We start from the raw sequence: 19,456 nt of genomic DNA on the forward strand, positions 1-19,456 counted from the left end.
AATATAATTCCGAGTAAACAGATATGCAATCATTTTTTTCAAAATTCAGCATATTTATTTCTTATTCGACAGAGGCATTCACAACTTCGTTCACTTTGGGATGCTCCATCTGTTCCATCTGACCTCCAATGACAGCTAAAGCTTGTTGAAGATCAGCGATGATATCTTGTGCATCCTCCAGTCCCACAGACAAGCGGATTAAACCATCCGTAATTCCAAAATGTAGCCTTTCCTCTGGGGGTATGGAGAAATGTGTCATCGTAGCAGGGTGCTGCACCAATGTCTCAGGATCACCAAGGCTGAATGAAATTAGTATGAGTTTCAACTGATTCATAAATGCCTTTGCTGCCTCAAGCCCTCCCTTGACCTCAAACGAAACGACCCCACCCATGTCATCCATCTGTTGCTTCGCCAATTCATGCTGAGGATGAGACGTGATCCCTGGATAATGCAAGGCTTGAACATGCGGATGTGCGGCTAGAAATGCTGCAACCTCACGTGAATTCTCGCAATGCGCACGTACGCGGAGACCAAGTGTTTTCAATCCCCTCAGAATCAGAAATGACTCCCAGGCGTTTAAATTTTGACCGAGGTCCCCGGCTATTCTTTTACGGATAAATTCAATGACTTTGCTGGAAGCGACAACAACGCCTGCGACGACATCTCCATGACCGTTCAGATACTTGGTTGCACTGTGGACAACAACATCAGCCCCAAGCTCAAGCGGGCGTTGAAGATACGGTGTCATAAATGTGTTGTCCACAATTAGTGGAATGCCTCTGGCATTAGCGATCATGGCAATCTGCTTCAGATCCAGAATCGTTAACAGTGGATTAGAAGGAGTTTCGACATAAATCGCCTTCGTATTCTCTCGTATAGACAGCTCCAAAGCCTCCAGATTCGTACAATCCACGAAGTCGTGACTTATACCAAAACGACTACCCATCTGGGTTACAAAATTGTATGTGCCTCCATAAATATCTTTCGTTACAACGACATGATCTCCATGTTGCAAAAAGGCCAACAATGCTGAAGAGATCGCTGCCATCCCACTGCTTAAAGCAATCGCATCCTCTCCACTTTCCAACTCCGCTATTTTTAGCTCCAACGTGCGTGTGGTTGGATTACCATATCTTCCATAGAACGTGCCTTCCATTTGTCCCGATACAACGGCTGCGGCAGCATCCGCATTCGGAAAAGCATATGCAACAGCAGGAACGATCGGTTGAGAGACAGCACCTGTGCACTCATCCGGTTGATGTCCTACATGAACCACCTTCGTATCAAACTTCCAAGAATCCTTCATCTACTCTCTCCATTCTGTTATAACTTTGCACAACGACCAAACTTATAAGGTATAAACTTTAAACCATTTATTTGTTTCAATATATACTTCACCTTATATACCGTCAACAACATTAATGTTAGATGATAAATACAAACCAACGGATCGTCATACAAAAGAAAAAGCCCCGCTCCCTTCTTATTTAGAAAGGATTGGGGCATGCCATTGCGTTTACACTTTAAACTCCGATCGTATTATGTGGTCGGTTCAGCATCATTGTCAACATCTGTTGGCGAGTCCACGTCCTCTACTCCTGGTGTGTCAGGAATTTCGGATGGTGATTCGATAGCGTTAGGTGCTGAAACGTACAAACGTCCAGCTGCTTCAATCTCAGTTTCATTGCCTGCAGCATCACGAACTTTGATCACGATAACGCCACCATCCAGAACCAAGGATTCAGGTGTTGTATACGTTCCTGTATAATGTCCCGGGGAGCTTTCCGTCAATGGAATTCCTGCTCTTGCTTGCAGATCGAGCGGCAATTCAATTTGGAATGAAGCCTGCAAATTCGGTGCGCTCTCAAACGAAACAGTGATGCTCTCGCCAGAGGTAATGCGAACATCTTCAGCCGGCGTTATATTCGTTATTTCTGGCAACTCAGTCTCAACTTGTACGATTCGAGTAATCGTGGTTATATTTCCTGCAAGGTCTTTGGCTGTAATGGTAATCGTATTCTTGCCTTCATTCACGAGTACCCGGTGACTGAAGCTTCGATCTTGGCCAACGACAACCTTCAGTCCATTCACGGTTAACGTATCCAGGAATGCTTCCACCACATTGCCTGTAACATGAACGACTTCAGCGTTTGTGCGACTTCCCTCTTCAGGTGTAAGGATGTTTAATACTGGCGCTGTCTTGTCCAAGATAACGACAACTGGAAGAGAGCGATCAGTTGCTTTGCCATTCACGATCACCTCTGCCGTGAGTGCATTCACTCCTGACTGAAGGTTCACTTCATGCGTGAATTTACCATTCACCACCTGAGCCGTACCTACAGCTTTTCCGCCATTGTAGATGCGAGCCTCTGCTCCAGAAGCTGGGGAAGTGCCGTTCACGGTAATTTTGGTTTTATTCGTATATGTTCCTTTCACGGAAGTCGTGATGACAGGTGCATTGACTGGATATTTAACGATTGCACGGATCATATAATTGCCTTCTTCGGCAGGTGCTGTAGTCCAGTTACCATTCACTCGTTGCCAACTGCGACCAGCATTTAATCCTGTTTCGTCAGTCGCCAGTCCAGGCGCTTGTGTGCCTTCGGTTGTCTGAACATACACGATGTAGAAGTCGCCTTCTACAACCACGGATTCAGAGAATTCAACGGTTGTCCACTGATCATTGCGCAGTGCTGTACCATCGAAAGGCCCTGCGAGCAATCGTCCAGGTGCACCAGCTGCACCGCTTGCGTCGTACACTGCATACTGGAATGCTGTGCCACCTGGCTGCGGCCATTCAGTATTCCAGAATCGGAAGGAAGCCCCTGTAAGTTGAGCCGTAGCCAAGTCTGGTGTCATGCGCACAGCCCAAGCATTATTCGCTGCCACAAAAGCTCTCGCATTCTCAGCTGTTCCATCATCATAAGCAATTTCTCCAGGGAATCCGATAAAAGGTTTCAGCGTAACATTGGATTGCACTGACCCATTGCCAGGCACGGTTACGTTCACCTTTTTACTGTAATAATCCGTTGCAACTACGGACAGCGTATAGGTTCCTTCTAGTACTTCAAGCACAAAGCTACCGTCTGTACCGGTACGTATTGCCCCTACCTGAGCGTCTTCGAGAACAAGAACCGTTGCTCCAGCAATCGGTTTACCTGAGCGTTCATCCGTCACAATACCTTGAATTTCTCCATGAGGTATCGCCTCCAGATTAAAGTTGGCTTTCGCGCCTCCACCATCTGTAATTGTAACTCTTTCAGTGCGTGGATAATATCCATACGCCTCTGCCTTCAAGGTGTATTCACCTGCGACATGGGTGAAGCTGTATCTGCCAGTCGCCGAATCTGTCTTCACAGAACGTCCCGTCTCCAGCACGGTAACCGTAGCACTCGCAGGCAAGCTTAGTGGTGAAACGGAACCATCTTGCGGCTGTTCTTGTTTAGGCGCTTCTTGCTTCGTTTTATTAAACTCATATTTGTCCGTACGTGTGATCTTGTACCAAGGATTGTCGTAAACTGGTTTTGGTTTGTCGCCACTGAGCACAACAGCATGGTCAGTCGTTACCGTAGCGGTAGCAACACCCAGAATACGAAAATCATCAATGTACCAGCCTTGCTTCACAACGCTGTTGTCCGAGGTTAAACGGAATCGGAATTGAGCTTCATGACCTGTGAGTGCCTTCAGGTCATAAAATACCGGAGTCCATTGCTTGCCAATCGTATTATGTGAAAATTTCCCGAGCTCAGACCATGTTGCACCACCATCCGTTGTTGCTTCAACGTAACCATAATCGTAACCACCCTCAATCTCATACCAGTGGTTAAATGTCAGCGTAGCTTCAGGAAGCTCTGTCAGGTCAACAACTGGAGATACGAGAGAGTAGTTCGAACCGTTCTCATACGTACTATCCAGATCGGTTGCCCAAACATTCGGTGCTGATACAGCACTTGCAGGTCCATTGACCGGGACTCCGCGTTCCCACTCATCCTTGGTTCCTGCATGTGTCCATCCGTTATCTGAATCACCGTCGAACGAATCCGTATAGATATCTTCCGGAACCTCGACGGTCACGGATACTTCATTGGATTTCTCACTTTCATTCCCACTGTAATCTAGCGCGGCAACGGTGTAATAATATGTTGTATCCGTTACTGTCGCGGTGTCTATAAATGTTGTTGCCGATGTATCGCCGATTGCCTCGTAATCTTCACCAGAGCTTGATGAACGATAGACCACATAAGACTTCAGATCTTCATCCTCCGGCCCCGTCCAAGACAAGGTTACATTGCCTAAAATGTCTTTCGCTGCAGACAAAGCACTAGGTGCTTCAGGAGCAACATCATCTGGTGCTTGGATGGAGAAGTCATCAATGTACCAGCCTGCTTTTTGAATCGAATTATCACTTGTCAGATTAAACTTGATAAATACCTGTTGCCCTGCATATTCTCTTAGATCCACAAATTGCGTTTTCCAATCTCCCCCAGCTCCTGTGAAACTGAGTAACTCTTCAAAAGCAAAATCACGATCTTCTGTTGCGATGTATACCTTACCAAAATCGATGTTATTCTCTAGATCGAACCAATGCTTGAAGGATAGAATAGCCCCTTCTGGGCTTTCGGTCAGATCAATGGGCGGTGCGAGCAAATAAGCATTACTATTCGCTGCATAAGTACCTTCCAAATTAGTTGCGATCAGCTTATCACCCGAGTATGCCTGTTTGGGACCGCTGATTGGTGATCCCCATGCCCACGTATTTCCAGGCCCTCCGGAAGTGAATCCGAGATCATTTTCCTCAAAATCTTGAATGTATCCTGGTTGAACGCCATTCGACACAGCGACATCATACACTTTACTATCAAAACCGTTATTGCCATAATCGTTAACTCGAATATAATATTCTAGCCCAGGTGACTCCACTAAAAATGAAGGTATCGTTGCGGAATATGTGCCGTCCTTACTATCTCCAGTAATTCGTTGCATCGGCAAATACACATAGGTGTCCGTTCCTTTCGTTCTAGCGAAAGCCTCAACCGACAGCACAGCCACATTATCTGTAACATGAGCGGTGAGTGGAACGTCGATTCCTGAAAAAGCTGAGTTGACAGGTGTATGCTCCAATACAGGCTCCTCCAGATCATCTCCAGCGGTAACGACTCGGCCAGAGACTGTACCGATGCCTTCAACAACAGATCCTACCGCATCCAAAGCATTAATAATTCCGTGTCCATACCCGTTATTAGGTGAGGTCGGGTATCGTTGATCTGTTGCGGGTGTCGCCGTATCCATAATAATCTGCTCAAGCTGATCTACATTCAGAGAATGATTGGCTTGGAGCAGCAGCGCTGCAAGTGCTGTCGTGTGTGGTCCAGCCATGGACGTACCGTCCCAGCCTCCCTCATATCCCCCGCCAGGAATGGCGGAACGAATGTTAACACCAGGAGCAGCAACATCCGGTTTAATCTCATCATATGGAGAGGGACCTAGAAGAGAGAACGAGCCCAGATTACCGTTGATATCTGTTGCCCCTGTTGCAAAGCTCTCTGGATAGTTGGCTGGGTTCGCAACCGAACCAGGACCACCCGGATTCGTTAAGTTAACGTTACCTGCAGAGAACTCAGGGAAAATCTGAGCGTCACGCCAAGCTTGTACCATTGGACGGAACCACTCGTCTAATCCTGGGCCGCCGCCCCATGAATTGTTCACTACGTCCGGTGCAAGCTCCGGATGAAGATTACCTTCAGCATCGACTGGTGCAAGCAACCACTGTCCGCCGTCTAAGATGATGGCATCCGTAGTGCTTGGATTGAAAATACGAACGCCAATCCATTTGGCACCGGGAGCAACACCAATCTGATTGGAGCCATCTGCTTCCGCACCAACCATCGTACCCATCGTGTGGGTTCCATGACCGTCGCCGTCAGCAGGAAGGGATGCACGGCTGTGCGGGTCATACCAACTAAGCTCAGGGTTCACAATATTGCCTGAAGCATCGATACCTCTCCATTGGTTACGAAGCGCTGGATGGGTGTAATCAACACCGCTGTCCAAGTTCGCAACAACTATACCTGTCCCATCAATCCCCTTCTCCCAGACAGCTGGTGCATTAATGTAATCAATATTCCATTCCACATTTTCATTAGCTGTCGCATTGGCTTTTGCAGCTTCATTCGATTTCTCGACTTCACTGGATTTCTCGATTTCACTGGTCTGCTCTTTGTTGATTTCTACTTTCTGGAGGAAACGCTCCTCATTTGGAAGGATCTTATCCACTTCGGAATGCAGCGCAATCTGCTCCATGACGTCCTTTGTGCTCGTGACTACAAGGGAGTTAACGATAAAATAGCTTTTGTATTCTTTTACTTTACCTAGCTCAAGCTCTTCTTCTAGTAAACGTTCCAGATTATATTGTGTGCGTGAAGCAGTCTCCCGCAAAGAACCCACTACAGAAGTTCGAACCGATAGCTTCGTCGCCGAAGCGGTCATCTTCTGAATTGTGGCCTGCTCCATGGCCTGTTGAGAGACTTTTGTCGTATCAACCTGCTCTTTCATTTTGACTAAATAAGTAACATAATCCTTGTTCTCAAACTGTGTGTTCAGCTTTGCATTAACTTTGGACGTTGTAACCTTAGCTGCGCCAGACTTCATGTCAATCTTCTGTGATGAGGTGTTGTCAGCCGAAACCGGTTGAACGATCGATAGTGCAAGGAGAAGCGATAACCCTAATGAGAGGGGCTTACGTAACCGTTTTGCTTTTATCAAACTTTTCCACTCCCTTTACCCGGTTTTTGGAATCTAGCGAAGCACGTAGCTCATCGCCGTGTCATAAAACGGTGCAACAGTTTGAAACATCTCCACAAATGATATATTACGAAGCTTATTGGACTACGCTAAGCCTCACCTCCCTAACAGGCAACTTCTATAGTGATTAGAATGGATTAGTTTTAAATAAGATCGATATGAATAGATTGAATGAGGTAGGTACTCTGTTGGGATAGCCATTGCAATAGATTGATCGTGAGTGAGTAAACATGGGAAGTGGGATAACGTAGATCATCGATGTGAGCAAACGTTTGTAAGTTCTATGTCGGAGGGTGATCACAAGCGTTAGTAGAAGGTTGTATCGTGTCTGAGGCGTTGAATGTATATCGTCAACATGCTAGATGAGCCCTAGTAGAAAAACATCTTAATTTTCATATAAATTACAATTTATATTTATATTGGATTTTTATGATTTAGTATAGAGTCGTATTATGAGATAATCAAGCATATTAATTGAAAAATATAGAAAATAAGCCTTTATAAGTATTTATCATGTCTACCAACGCTGAAATACTCTGCATTATTTCGTCATTATGAAAGTTCTATTAATTAGATAGTTCAATCGATGCTAACTCACAATGTCAATTCGCGCCAAATGCGCTTATCCTTGTTTGTATGACATATTCCTACAGCGCTGAATTGACTAAAACACATCAAAAAACCAATGCGATTCATTCGCACTGGTCTCTGAGTCTCTCTATTTCCTCACATCATGCATGTAACGATATCGTGATCTGGCTATCAATCCAATTCAAACCGAAAGACGACAGGCAATTCGCTTTGTACATTGGTCGTAGTAATCGTTAGAGCATCTCCCGTTCTTACCCACTCAGGTTGTTCATCAAATCCAAGAACTTCAATTCCCTTAATGATTCCTTCGAAATAAGGTGATTTTTCTTTCAAGGATTGAATATGAACTACGCCATTTTCCGGATAGACCAGAACGGATGCATAGAGATAATGATCTCTTACCGTAAATCGGATATCTTCACTGGTAAACAGTTTGGTCTGCCCATCCGTAAATTGTCCTTCCTTTATTTCCGTTGGCCCCTCCCCAAACTTGCGCCAGTACGTGGTATCATAAATCGCTTCACCGTTTACCTCCAGCCATTTACCGATCGATAGCAGCAGATTTCGATCCTCATCTGGTATAGTACCATCGGCACGAGGCCCCACATTCAGCAGAAGACTTCCATTCTTACTCACGATATCGACAAAATCTCTTATAATCTCTCCTGCTGTTTTATACACATTACCTTCCGTGTAACACCAAGAATTTTTGGCGACAGCTGTATCTGTTTGCCAGAAGTAAGGTTTAAGCTCAGCAAATTGCCCCCTCTCCACGTCTGGAACCGCAGAGCCAAACATCAAGGCATCATGCTTATAATTAATTGCAACAGGTGTACCCCACTCTTCCCCTTTGTTGTAATAGTAGGCACAGAATTTTTTCAAATAAGGCTTGAACGCGGCGTTCTGAATCCACCAGTCAAAATAAAATACACGTGGTTGATACTGATCAACCAATTCACAGCAACGGATCAACCAATCCTCTAGAAATGCTTGGCTCGGCGGACAATCATATAGGTCGAAATGATCCTTTGGTTCGGGCATCGCAGGCCAGTAGAAGTCCCCCTGCGCTAACGGCTCGTGCACATCCGACTCAAATTGCTTGCCATGGGACATGAAGAACCAATGCTCCGCGCGATGTGATGACACACACAATGTGAGCCCTTGCTTATCATACGCCGTTTTCATCTCAGCCAGCAGATCACGTTTGGGTCCCATTTCATATGTGTTATAGTGAGAGATGGAGCTTCGGTACATTTGAAAACCATCATGGTGCTCTGCTACAGGCATCACATATCTTGCGCCAGATTGCTTGAACAGTGTAGCCCATTCGTCGGCATCAAACTTCTCTGCACGAAACATGGGAATGAAGTCCTTGTATCCAAAATCCTTATGAGAGCCATATACCTCTAGATGATGATCATAGGCTTTGGAGCCTTGAATATACATATTTCGCGAATACCATTCGCTATCATACGCAGGTACGGAGTATAGCCCCCAGTGAATAAATATGCCAAACTTCGCGTTCTGGTACCAATCAGGTACCTTGAATTGACGAAGCGAGTTCCAGTTATCCTGATACTTTCCCTTTGCAATCGTTGTATCAATATGTTTTAAATATTCGTTTTTGTCCAAATTCATGTCGCCACATCCCTTCAACTAATGGTTGCACTTGTATTGTAGTGGCTTCACACGGGAATAGACATGTAGATCACTAACCTATAGATGGACAATACTAACCTGGCCGGGAGATGAAGGTATGAAGCAACACACTTTGCTTACCCACTACTTATCCAACTTAGAAGTTGAGTTATACATGGGCGATTACAATCGCTGTGGAACGGACTGGCGGGATATAGATTATACGCCCGATTACAGCAAATTTTATTGGATCTGTGAGGGAGAAGGCTGGCTCAAAATTGGAGAACAGGAATACAATCCTGTACCGGGTCAACTTTTCTTAATGCCTGAGGGGGTGACACAGTCTTACTCTTCCATAAGTGATCAATCTTTCCTCAAATACTGGTGTCATTTCAGTGCTAAGGTGGGCGGTATCAATCTATTCCAGATTGTGAAGTTCCCTCACTTCTGTACGATTGCTCAGCCTGAACAGATTAATACGATTTTTCGCGATATACTTATGTATCTGAAGTCAGGTGAAGTTTATGGGCATATGATGGCCAAAAGTAAACTAATGGAGCTCATTGCTCAATATGTGATGCAAATGGACGTACAACAGATTGCTTATCTTAACGTGCCTGCCATAGAGAAAATCACGGCTGTACTAGCTTACATTGATTCTCATATTGAAGAAAACATTTCAGTTCAGGAGCTGGCACAACTTGCCTACATGCACCCTAATTATTTTATTCGATTCTTCAAACAGCAGATCGGTGTCCCGCCCATCCACTATATTACGGGCAAAAAAATCGATAAAGCGAAGGAGCTATTAAGCTGCACACCAAGTACAGTCACCATCATTGCTGAACATCTTGGCTTCAGTGATCTGTATTATTTCTCTAGACAGTTCAAAAAGCACACCGGACTTACCCCCACCGAGTATCGTAAATTAAAGACGGGCGTTGTCTTGTAAGCGTTTAATAAAATAAAAATAGACGTGGTATGTATCCAATGCTACCTTGTGTTTATATTCCTTCTTCTTACGAGAGCTGCAGTTTGGCTCAAACTAATTAAGTTTCTACAAAATAAATATAGCTCAGTACGCTATTACTAGCGACTGAGCTATTCCTTATTCATTGGGCATTCTAGTCAACCTTGGCTCCAAATGAACGCATAAACAGTACGGCCTGCTCCCGATCTATTCGTGCACCTTTCACATCCAGTGATTTAAGATCAATTCCATCTAAGTTAGCACCACGAAGATCGGTTCCTGTTAGCTTGGTTCGGGTCAACGTTGCTCTGGACATATCACAATCTCTCAGATCGGCCTTGCCCAGATCCGTATCGGAGAAATCGACTTCATGGAAACGAATGCCTCTTAAGTCCTGCTTGCCTAGCTTGATATGACGCAAATTGGTATAAGACCAATCACCACCAATCATGGATATGCCATCCATCTGTGCCCCGGAGAAGTCAGAGCCTGTCATCTTGCAAGAAGTGAATTTGGAGACAAATAGATTTGCTCCACTAAACGTACAATTTTCGAAAGCAGATTCCGTATGAGATGAAGCATTCAGCGTCACACCTCTAAAGTCACATTCAATAAAGCGACAGTTGCTTGTCTCAATTTCATCCATCTCTGTATTCATAAACGTACATCTTGTGAAAACACAGCTTATAAGCTCTCCATAACGTAAATCACGTCCATCAAACTGCACTGTATCATATTCCTGATCTTTGTATTGGTACACAGTATCCTCCTGCAATGTATGGTATTCAGTATGAATCAAACTTTCCTCACTATACCATACCCCTGTCAAGTACCTGCCTAGATGGCACTAAAAGTCAAGATTCTTTTTTTGTTCTACTTCCAGTCTCTCTTGCGAAGATAGGATTCGAATACAAAAGTTCCAAAAGGCAAAAATCCAGCAAGTACACCCATGAACCAGCGCACTGGCTTCCATTTATACACTACCGCAATATGCACTAGCGCAATAAGATAGAGTGGGAAGAGAATTCCATGAATCATGCCCACGATAGCCACAGCTGAGGATATATCTGCAAAATACTTCAATGGCATTGCAACGAGAAGCAATAATAAGAAGGAAATCCCCTCCCAAATACCCGCAATTCTAAATCGGCCGGTTACGGTCTTCATAACATTCATTCTCACCTTTCATTTGTTCTTAGTTTGTGAAATATGTAACTTGTAACATCACATGCTTATATGAGCATCACTGTTCACCTATCCCTATACAGTTGAAACTCCTGTTCAGTATAACGCATGTCTTCCATGATGAATTACTTCAAATTTGAATAATTAAAGAACAAAAAAGAACACCTGATTGGCATGATCAGGTGCTCAGATTTATGTGGTCTCGCGTGCAACCAATCGATATGTGAGTGGCTCAGGCTCCATTTTCTGTCTGCCAAGCACTGCCCATAATTGGTGGAATGCTTGGGTCGCCTGTTCAGCAATCGGATTATGTATCGTAGTGATTCCGAGTACACGAGACAGTTCAACATCATCAAAGCCAACAATCGCAAGTTGCTCCGGTACACTAATATGTAGTTTACGCGCTTCACTTAAAATACCGATCGCTGCATAGTCATTGGAGCACAATACAGCTTGGGGAAGTTCGGGGGCTTTTGCCATTTTGCGCATCGCTTCTTCCCCATCGGATGAAGTAAATACCCAGTATTGGTAGTCCTCTTTCAACACAGGTAGTCCTTTACTCGCCATGAATGTCTCATACGCCACTCTGCGACTTTGCGTATTGATGCTATCTGCCCGACCGAAAACGTTGGCGATTCGCGTGTATCCTTTGGATACCAGATGCTCCAGTGCAAGAATATATCCTTCAGCCTGATCCATAGCAACCGACGGGATCTCGTTATTCCCCATGCGCTGCCATGAAACAATAGGACCATATTCAAGATAAGCTTTCAACTTCTCAGGATCGTTCACACATGCGATGATCGCTAACCCATCCACACGTTTACTCCGCAGATCTTCAAAAGCCTGTAATTCTATATCTTTATCTCCACGAGTCGTATAAATCAGCGTTTGAAATCCAAAGTCCATCGCTGTATCTATAAATTGATTCATGAAAGATAAAATAATGGCATTTGATGTGGATGTGACGATACCGATTTGCTTCGTTTGCCCTGTTGATAGCGAAATGGCATTTCGATTAGGAATATAATTTAATTGCTTCATAATCTCAGTTATTTTCTGCCTCGCTTCGTCACTAACGTGACGTGAGTTGTTGATCACTCGTGAAACGGTTGCCTTCGAATAACCAGATCGCTTCATAATTTCATCGAACTTGGACATCTGAACTCCTTTTCTTCCCGCTCATCATGTTGCAGAATGTTCGCCTAAGGAATTGGGATTAATAATATCACTGATGCTATATATAGTATGCCTCAAAAAAAGGTCAAAAGTAAAACTTGACGTGTAACCCGTTACAACGTTTAAGCTTTTTTTATCAGCCTGTTGCTTGATTTCATTTCAAGTGCTTCAGGCAATAATCACTTTTTATTCGTTTAACCAATTTGACTACTGGAGTGATACAGAATGAGTAATACTCAATTTAACTTCCCAGAAAACTTCTTGTGGGGTGGCGCAATCGCCGCAAACCAAGCTGAAGGTGCATACAATGAAGGTGGTAAAGGCTTGTCCACGCAGGACGTAGCTCCTAGAGGTATCATGGGGCCAATCACAGAAGAACCAACAGAAGATAATATGAAACTGATCGGCATCGATCTTTATCATCGCTACAAAGAAGATGTGAAACTTTTTGCCGAAATGGGCTTCAAAGTATTCCGTACCTCTATTGCATGGTCACGCATTTTCCCAAAAGGCGATGAATTGGAGCCTAATGAAGAAGGTCTGCAATTCTACGACGATCTCTTCGACGAATGCCTTAAATATGGAATTGAACCGTTGGTGACTCTGTCCCACTATGAAACACCACTGCATCTCTCCAAAGAGTATGATGGCTGGGTTAACCGTAAAATGGTTGGATTCTATGAGCGTTATGCTACTACAGTATTTAAACGTTACAAAAACAAAGTTAAATACTGGCTGACATTCAATGAAATCAATTCCATCCTTGAAGCTCCATTCATGAGTGGCGGTATCTACACACCAAAAGAAAAATTGAGCAAGCAGGACTTGTTCCAAGCGATCCATCACGAATTGGTAGCGAGTGCGTCTGCGGTGAAGCTCTGTCATGAGATCATTCCAAGTGCACAGATTGGCTGTATGATCCTTAGCATGCCTACGTACCCATTAACACCGAATCCAGATGATATGATTAAAGTGATGGAATTCGAGCATAGCAACTATTTCTTCGGTGATGTACACGTAAGAGGTCGTTACCCAGGATACATGAAACGTTATTTCCGTGAAAAAGGTATTGAGATTAAAATGGAAGCTGGCGACGAGGAAATGTTGCTCAATACGGTTGATTTCATCTCCTTCAGTTATTATATGAGTATCTGCCAAACAGCTGATCCGGAGAAACAAAAAGCAGGTGAAGGCAACTTGCTTGGAGGTGTTCCGAACCCTTATCTCGCAGCAAGCGAATGGGGATGGCAGATTGACCCGCAAGGACTTCGCTATGTATTGAACATGTTCTATGATCGTTACCAAAAACCATTGTTCATCGTAGAAAATGGGCTTGGTGCTGTGGACGAGCTTATTACTGGCGCTAATGGTGAGAAAACGGTTGAAGATGATTACCGTATCCAATACCTGAATGATCACCTAGTACAGGTTGCTGAAGCGATCGAAGATGGCGTTGAAGTCATGGGTTATACCTCATGGGGATGTATCGATGTCGTGAGTGCTTCTAGCGCTCAACTGAAAAAACGTTATGGCTACATTTATGTTGACCGTCATGATGATGGATCAGGTACACTTGAACGTTATCGTAAGAAATCGTTCCACTGGTACAAAGATATCATTAGCACTAACGGAAAAAGCTTAAAGCGTTAATTACGTACACTAAAAATCGCTGGACGATTGTTGATTCAGCGTATCGGACTGCATGAATTTTCAAGAAATTGTATTAATGCGCAAGCTTCGCGGTGAAATTAACCCCGTTGCTTGCGCTTTTCTTTATCTGCCAACCTTACGTTTACTATAGTTGAACTACAGTTACCTAACATATTGAACACACTGAAGCTGATCTATCGTTCCTCTCATCAATCACCTGTCATTGCGCTAGTTCTTATGGTTTGGATCAGGATTATGATAGGCTAAGCAACTCTGCCTCTAACGCATCCCAGTTCGGTGTGGACACATCCGATAAAGTTCTCCAACCTGCAAATGAGTTATTCAACGCCTTGAGCTCTACTACTGTTCCATCAATCAATCGACTAACCGGAAGCGCTAAGAAAAGCTTTAGCGCCCAGCGGATGAAGTGAGGATGTTTGGTAATCCACGATGCTTGCCCCGCAGGAATTAGCGGATACCCTAATGAATCTAATACACGGAAGCCCTCCCCCATCGCCGCGACCATCTGACGCATGCGCTTGTCGTCACGCACAACCTCTTTCATCTGAAAGCCATGGAATAGAATGACCATGTTCATCGGCACAACCAACACCATGTGATTTTTCAACCAAGCATCGATCTGTTCAAGAAAATTAAGCTTGTATTTGTTTCGCATGAATGCCTGCTCCAGTAGGGAACGGAAAGGAATCGTGCCATCTAATCCCCCGATGACCATCTGCCCGTGGCCGCCACGGATACAAATAACTTTTCCGTCAGCACGTGTACCAGCAGTAGTCTGGAACCCAAAAGCAACCTGTTTAGGTGATCTCTTAGACTTGCTTAAATAGTCCTGCATCGCGTATGTATCCATATTGTTACCGACTAGCACGATATGGCGGCTATCGTTATCCGCGAGGATCGGCAGCACAGCCTCGAAGTCGGAATATTTCATCATGACGAAGATTAAGTCATACACATCTTCCGGTTCTAATGTACGAATCACACGAATGGAATCAACAGTTGTCTTACGTTGAAGGTAATGTCGGATGACAACTCCCTCCTTTTCCAATTCCTCCGCTCGCTTGCCTCTTGCTAACACAGTCACGTCATGACCCCCTTGTACGAGAACATGCGCTAAATAGCTTCCCTGCACACCCGCACCGTACACGAGTATTTTCAATAGAATTCCCCCTCACATAATTAACAGTTGTTGTATATCTAACATGTGTACTACAATCAAGGTATCATTGAGAACGATGCACGCGCAATGGCTAATCACATTCGCTTTTGTTGAAAATTGAACATTGGACACCGGATGTGTTCAAGAAAGAAGGAGAAAATCATGGATCGACGCATTATGCGATCAAGACAAATGATTATGCAAGCGTTTATTGAGCTGTTAGGAGAGCAGGATTTTGAGAAAGTTACGATACAGGGGATTGCGGATCGAGCCAATGTCAACCGGGGAACAGTCTATTTGCATTTTACGGATAAATACGACTTACTTGAGCAGAGCGTGGATACATATCTGATGATGTTAGCTGACAGTTGTATACCGGAGGAAGGAACAACCACCGAACTGTCCCGAGATCTGTTAATTCGTGCGTTCACGTATCTGAAAGAGCACGCAGCGATCTATAGCGTACTGATTACGAACAAAGGTATTCCCACGTTCAGACACCGTATGACACAGATGATTAAGGGGAATGTCACTATGGTGGTGAACCATATGAAACTAGAAAGCGATATTCATAGGGATGTACTCGCCCAATTTTTATCCGTTTCCATTACAGGATTGATTGAGTGGTGGGTGGTCGAATCCATGCCTTATACGCCAGAAGAGATGGTCGAACAGATGAATAAGATTCTTGAAGCAAGGCTGCAGCTATGGTGAAGACTTCCTTGTTTGCCCGATCGTCTAGCCACCAATAGCTCTCCTTACTTCTATAACCACTAATTCTTGTACAACAAAACGCCGATCTATGGCAGATGGACAGTTTCAAAAGCAAAGTGAGCTCACTATGTTCGTGTTATAAATAAATGAAACAAGTCACTATAGTAGTGACTTGTAATTTTTTGTATACATTTTATGGTCACCTTTTGATATCTTCTATCTACGTTTTCCTCTTGTTTTTCTTTACTCTCTTTTTTACACTTTATATCCCTCGTTTAGACGTTTTATCGCTAAAAAGTGAACATGCTGTTTGGATGAAAGCATCTGTAGCATTGGATATGTCATTAATGTCTGGCACGGCTATATTAATATCTCTGAACATATTGGGCTTTAATTCACGTAATATTACTTGTTCGGGTAGAGATGAGAGCGCTCCTCGAGTTGTAATAATAATCCCTAAATCTTCTTTGACCATACTGAGTGCTGTATCTAGATGATCAACTACAAACCGTACTTTAGGTTTCATTTTAAACTCATTAAATATCGCATGTACTGGTGCCTCATATCCACCTCTTCCAAGGATTAAATTCTCACCTTCCAATTCAGGAATCTGTATCAATTCGTTCTGAACTAAAGGGTGGTTTGAATGAATAACTACAACGAACTCATCCTTCACTAATGGAATAATATCAAAGTCATGGTCTGGAGATATCGTTATTCCTACATCAACAGATCTAGTTCGTAACCATTCTTTAACTTGATCCACACTGCCTTCCGAAAGCTTGATTTCAAGACCTGGATGCTTTTCTTCCATTGTGCGTATAATTTTGGGGATAAACCTTGTACATGCTGTAGGGTAAGCTCCTATATGAACTTGCCCAATTTCTAACCCTTTCTCGGCTGCAACTAATTCATCCACTTTTTGCAATTCACTCAGGACATTTCTAAAAAGAATTAATATACGTTCTCCCACATCAGTAAAAACTACTCCCTTTCTCTTGTTTCTCACAATCAACTTTGTACCTAATTCGGATTCAACAGCTGCCACAATGCGACTTACTGCTGGTTGCGTCATATGCAATTCTTCGCCTGCTTTTGTAAAACTCCCTGTTTCCGATATTTTAACTAAGAGTTGAATTTGAGTCTCATTCCATACCATTTATGATATCTCCTTCATAATAAATATGCATTTTATAATATGTAAAATTCAATGTAACATAAAAGAAAATATTTCATCAAGAATTCACAGGAGGTATTTCGTGCATGGCAAATCGTTACAAGTTATTCTTTTTCGCACTCATACTAGCTTCTTTCAATCTTAGACCTGGGATCACTTCACTCAGTCCAGTCTTACACGGTATAACCAATGACTTAGGCATGAGTTCAACTTCAGCAAGTTTACTGACTTCAATCCCTTTATTATGTATTGGGTTGTGCTCATTATTTGCTGGGCGCTTAGCCAACCGTTATCAATCTGAAAAGATTATTGCGATCTTCATTGCTTGCATTGGTATTGCAACATTTCTAAGGTTCTTTACGAATTCTCCCATATATCTATTAATTACCGCTTTATTCATTGGTGCAGGGATCGGTATTGTAAGTCCGTTAATGTCTGGTTTTATCAAAAGTTACTTTCCAGATAAAGTGCCGCTTATGATCAGTATGTATTCTACATCAATGGTCGTTGGTGCATCGATTGCAATAGGGCTAACAACACCTATACAACATTGGTATAATGATTCGTGGAAAATCGGACTAGGCTTCTGGTCTATATTTGCACTCATGGCTGTCCCGCTTTGGTTTAGGGTTATCAGGCATCCCCATACGCTCAAATATAAAACAGCTCAGCAAAACAGAGCTTCCTTACCAATAAAAAATAAACAAGCCTGGTTATTAACCTCTTTTGTCGGAATTGTCATTCTTTTGTTCTATTGTTTTGCAGCTTGGTTTCCAGCAATTGTAGAAGATAAGGGATATGCTTCATCATATGCCGGTCTTACAGGTACCATTTCGATGATTGCACAGTTGCCAGCTACGCTGTTGTTACCTCTTCTCTTAAGAGCCGTTCCGAGTCGAAGATTCTGGATTACATTTTTCACACTTAGTGAAATTATAGGTTTAGCTCTTCTGAGTTTTACAAATATTACACCTATTGTAGCAAGTATTTGTTTAGGAATTGGTGCCGGTGGTCTTGTTTCATTAACCTTATTATTACCCATTGATAAAACAAACTCCCCCATTGAGGCAAGTACGTGGTCAGCCATGACACAAGCCATTGGATATATGATAGGTGCAGTTGGTCCTTTTATCATTGGATTACTATATGACTACACAGGCAGCTTCCTCCCCACGATGTATTTGTTAATTGGTATTGGATTCATTGTGATTTTCTTAGGTTGGAAACTTACCGAACCATCTTCTAAAAATGTAGGATAAAATCATTGAAATCGTAAAATAGCTACTCCTTTTCAGTTTCGGCTATATGGAACACCAAACGAATAAAGCAGCAGATCACATAGATCAACTGTTTTTTATTCGTTTTTTATTCTAACCGCAATAACGTTTCCCATAACTTCAACTATTAATCTGCGTCGAATCCATCACAAATTGGAGTGGGTGCTATATTACAGGTGCTGATGTAAACTAGAACTATGTAAACAATGAGAGGTGAGTTATGGACGAGACAATTGATCAGCTTAAGTATGATGAAAAACACTATTGTTGGGAAGGAACGGTAGAGGTTCAAGCTTCAAAAGATTTATTTCAAACAGATCTGTATACCCTGAATACGTTTATTGATGAAGCAGAACAGCCTCTCTGTATAACCGATCTAAACAGTATCTATTATGTAAAAGAACATTTTGAGGAAATATATCATATCTTTTTGGAAAGTATGCTCGCATGGCAAAATAGCAATCAAATGGCTTATGAAGTCTATGATGAGGAAACACATAACTTTGATCCTATCCATTTCAGTCATAAAGAAGAAATTCATAACTACTTAGGTTCTCCGCTCCTTCAGATTCATCCTAGTTATATCAAAGACCAATTTTCATACTATTCCATCAACTTTTTTAATCAAAATAGGCTTTCGATTGAGCATGGATTTAGCGCACTTTTTTATAAGAAAGAGTTAATCGATCTCATACCTTTCGATGCTGAAACTGGCTTACAAAATCTTATAGATCTGGAGCCAGACTGTACACGTTGGCAGCCAAACTTCTGGATGTTAAAGCTGGAGCGATCCGAACTTTTTTACAACGATCCCTCTACCTTTAAGAACATTTGGCTGAACGGAACATCTACATAAAACCTACAAAACAGTGTGTTGATAGATGAATCCTAATAACCGTGCAACCAGTGTACGTCCCCAGTGCACGCCGATACTTCTTAAATAGACGGGAAGCTGATGATCGTCGGAAGAGGATTCCTACCTTGATACTGGTACAGCTGTTCTAAGGGTATATTGATTAACGGCATAACATACAAATAAAACTCCGGAACTGGTCGTCCCGGAGTTCACTCCTTTTAACGATTCTAGCGAAAAT

General features: G+C 43.0%; 13 protein-coding genes. 5 read left to right on the forward strand and 8 right to left on the reverse strand.

The window, feature by feature from the left end; translation table 11 throughout:
* Positions 1-61: 61 nt before the first annotated feature.
* The 3 genes from MH215_RS05600 to MH215_RS05610 form a co-directional block, all read right to left on the reverse strand.
* Positions 62-1,306, reverse strand: a complete 1,245-nt coding sequence (locus tag MH215_RS05600) for a trans-sulfuration enzyme family protein (protein WP_239288961.1) — start codon at positions 1,304-1,306, stop codon at positions 62-64.
* Positions 1,307-1,539: 233 nt separating this feature from the next.
* Positions 1,540-6,762, reverse strand: a complete 5,223-nt coding sequence (locus MH215_RS05605) for a S8 family serine peptidase (RefSeq protein WP_239288962.1) — start codon at positions 6,760-6,762, stop codon at positions 1,540-1,542.
* An 801-nt stretch (positions 6,763-7,563) separates the two neighbouring features.
* Positions 7,564-9,030: an alpha-L-fucosidase gene (locus tag MH215_RS05610; protein ID WP_239288963.1), complete on the reverse strand. Its 1,467-nt coding sequence runs from the start codon at positions 9,028-9,030 to the stop codon at positions 7,564-7,566.
* 118 nt (positions 9,031-9,148) lie between these two features.
* Here MH215_RS05610 and MH215_RS05615 point away from each other — a divergent pair, with 118 nt between their 5' ends.
* Positions 9,149-9,982, forward strand: a complete 834-nt coding sequence (locus tag MH215_RS05615; RefSeq protein ID WP_239288965.1) for an AraC family transcriptional regulator — start codon at positions 9,149-9,151, stop codon at positions 9,980-9,982.
* Positions 9,983-10,154: 172 nt separating this feature from the next.
* Here MH215_RS05615 and MH215_RS05620 read toward each other — a convergent pair whose 3' ends face one another.
* The 3 genes from MH215_RS05620 to MH215_RS05630 all read right to left on the reverse strand — a co-directional run bounded on the left by MH215_RS05620 (position 10,155) and on the right by MH215_RS05630 (position 12,346).
* Positions 10,155-10,760 carry a pentapeptide repeat-containing protein gene (locus tag MH215_RS05620; protein ID WP_239288967.1) on the reverse strand — a complete coding sequence of 202 codons (606 nt, stop codon included), beginning with the start codon at positions 10,758-10,760 and terminating at the stop codon, positions 10,155-10,157.
* A 113-nt stretch (positions 10,761-10,873) separates the two neighbouring features.
* Positions 10,874-11,167, reverse strand: a complete 294-nt coding sequence (locus MH215_RS05625; RefSeq protein ID WP_239288969.1) for a DUF3817 domain-containing protein — start codon at positions 11,165-11,167, stop codon at positions 10,874-10,876.
* A 210-nt stretch (positions 11,168-11,377) separates the two neighbouring features.
* Complete coding sequence (locus MH215_RS05630) at positions 11,378-12,346, reverse strand: LacI family DNA-binding transcriptional regulator (RefSeq protein ID WP_239288971.1); 969 nt, start codon at positions 12,344-12,346, stop codon at positions 11,378-11,380.
* A gap of 243 nt (positions 12,347-12,589) precedes the next feature.
* Between MH215_RS05630 and MH215_RS05635 the strand changes: the two genes are divergently transcribed.
* Entirely contained in the window at positions 12,590-14,014 is a 1,425-nt protein-coding gene (locus MH215_RS05635; RefSeq protein ID WP_239288973.1) for a glycoside hydrolase family 1 protein, read from the forward strand.
* A 253-nt stretch (positions 14,015-14,267) separates the two neighbouring features.
* Here MH215_RS05635 and MH215_RS05640 read toward each other — a convergent pair whose 3' ends face one another.
* Positions 14,268-15,194, reverse strand: a complete 927-nt coding sequence (locus tag MH215_RS05640; protein WP_239288975.1) for a ketopantoate reductase family protein — start codon at positions 15,192-15,194, stop codon at positions 14,268-14,270.
* 162 nt (positions 15,195-15,356) lie between these two features.
* Here MH215_RS05640 and MH215_RS05645 point away from each other — a divergent pair, with 162 nt between their 5' ends.
* Positions 15,357-15,908, forward strand: coding sequence for a TetR/AcrR family transcriptional regulator (locus tag MH215_RS05645; protein WP_239288977.1), 552 nt, complete (start codon positions 15,357-15,359; stop codon positions 15,906-15,908).
* Between the two features lie 262 nt (positions 15,909-16,170).
* Here MH215_RS05645 and MH215_RS05650 read toward each other — a convergent pair whose 3' ends face one another.
* Positions 16,171-17,067, reverse strand: coding sequence for a LysR family transcriptional regulator (locus MH215_RS05650; RefSeq protein ID WP_239288979.1), 897 nt, complete (start codon positions 17,065-17,067; stop codon positions 16,171-16,173).
* Positions 17,068-17,171: 104 nt separating this feature from the next.
* Here MH215_RS05650 and MH215_RS05655 point away from each other — a divergent pair, with 104 nt between their 5' ends.
* Both MH215_RS05655 and MH215_RS05660 read left to right on the forward strand, forming a co-directional pair.
* Positions 17,172-18,344, forward strand: a complete 1,173-nt coding sequence (locus tag MH215_RS05655; protein WP_239288981.1) for an MFS transporter — start codon at positions 17,172-17,174, stop codon at positions 18,342-18,344.
* Positions 18,345-18,582: 238 nt separating this feature from the next.
* On the forward strand, positions 18,583-19,218 hold the full coding sequence (locus tag MH215_RS05660) for a hypothetical protein (RefSeq protein ID WP_239288983.1): 636 nt from the start codon (positions 18,583-18,585) through the stop codon (positions 19,216-19,218).
* Positions 19,219-19,456: the final 238 nt, after the last annotated feature.

The organism is Paenibacillus sp. ACRSA, assembly GCF_022346845.1.
In the GTDB taxonomy this organism is placed as follows: domain Bacteria; phylum Bacillota; class Bacilli; order Paenibacillales; family Paenibacillaceae; genus Paenibacillus.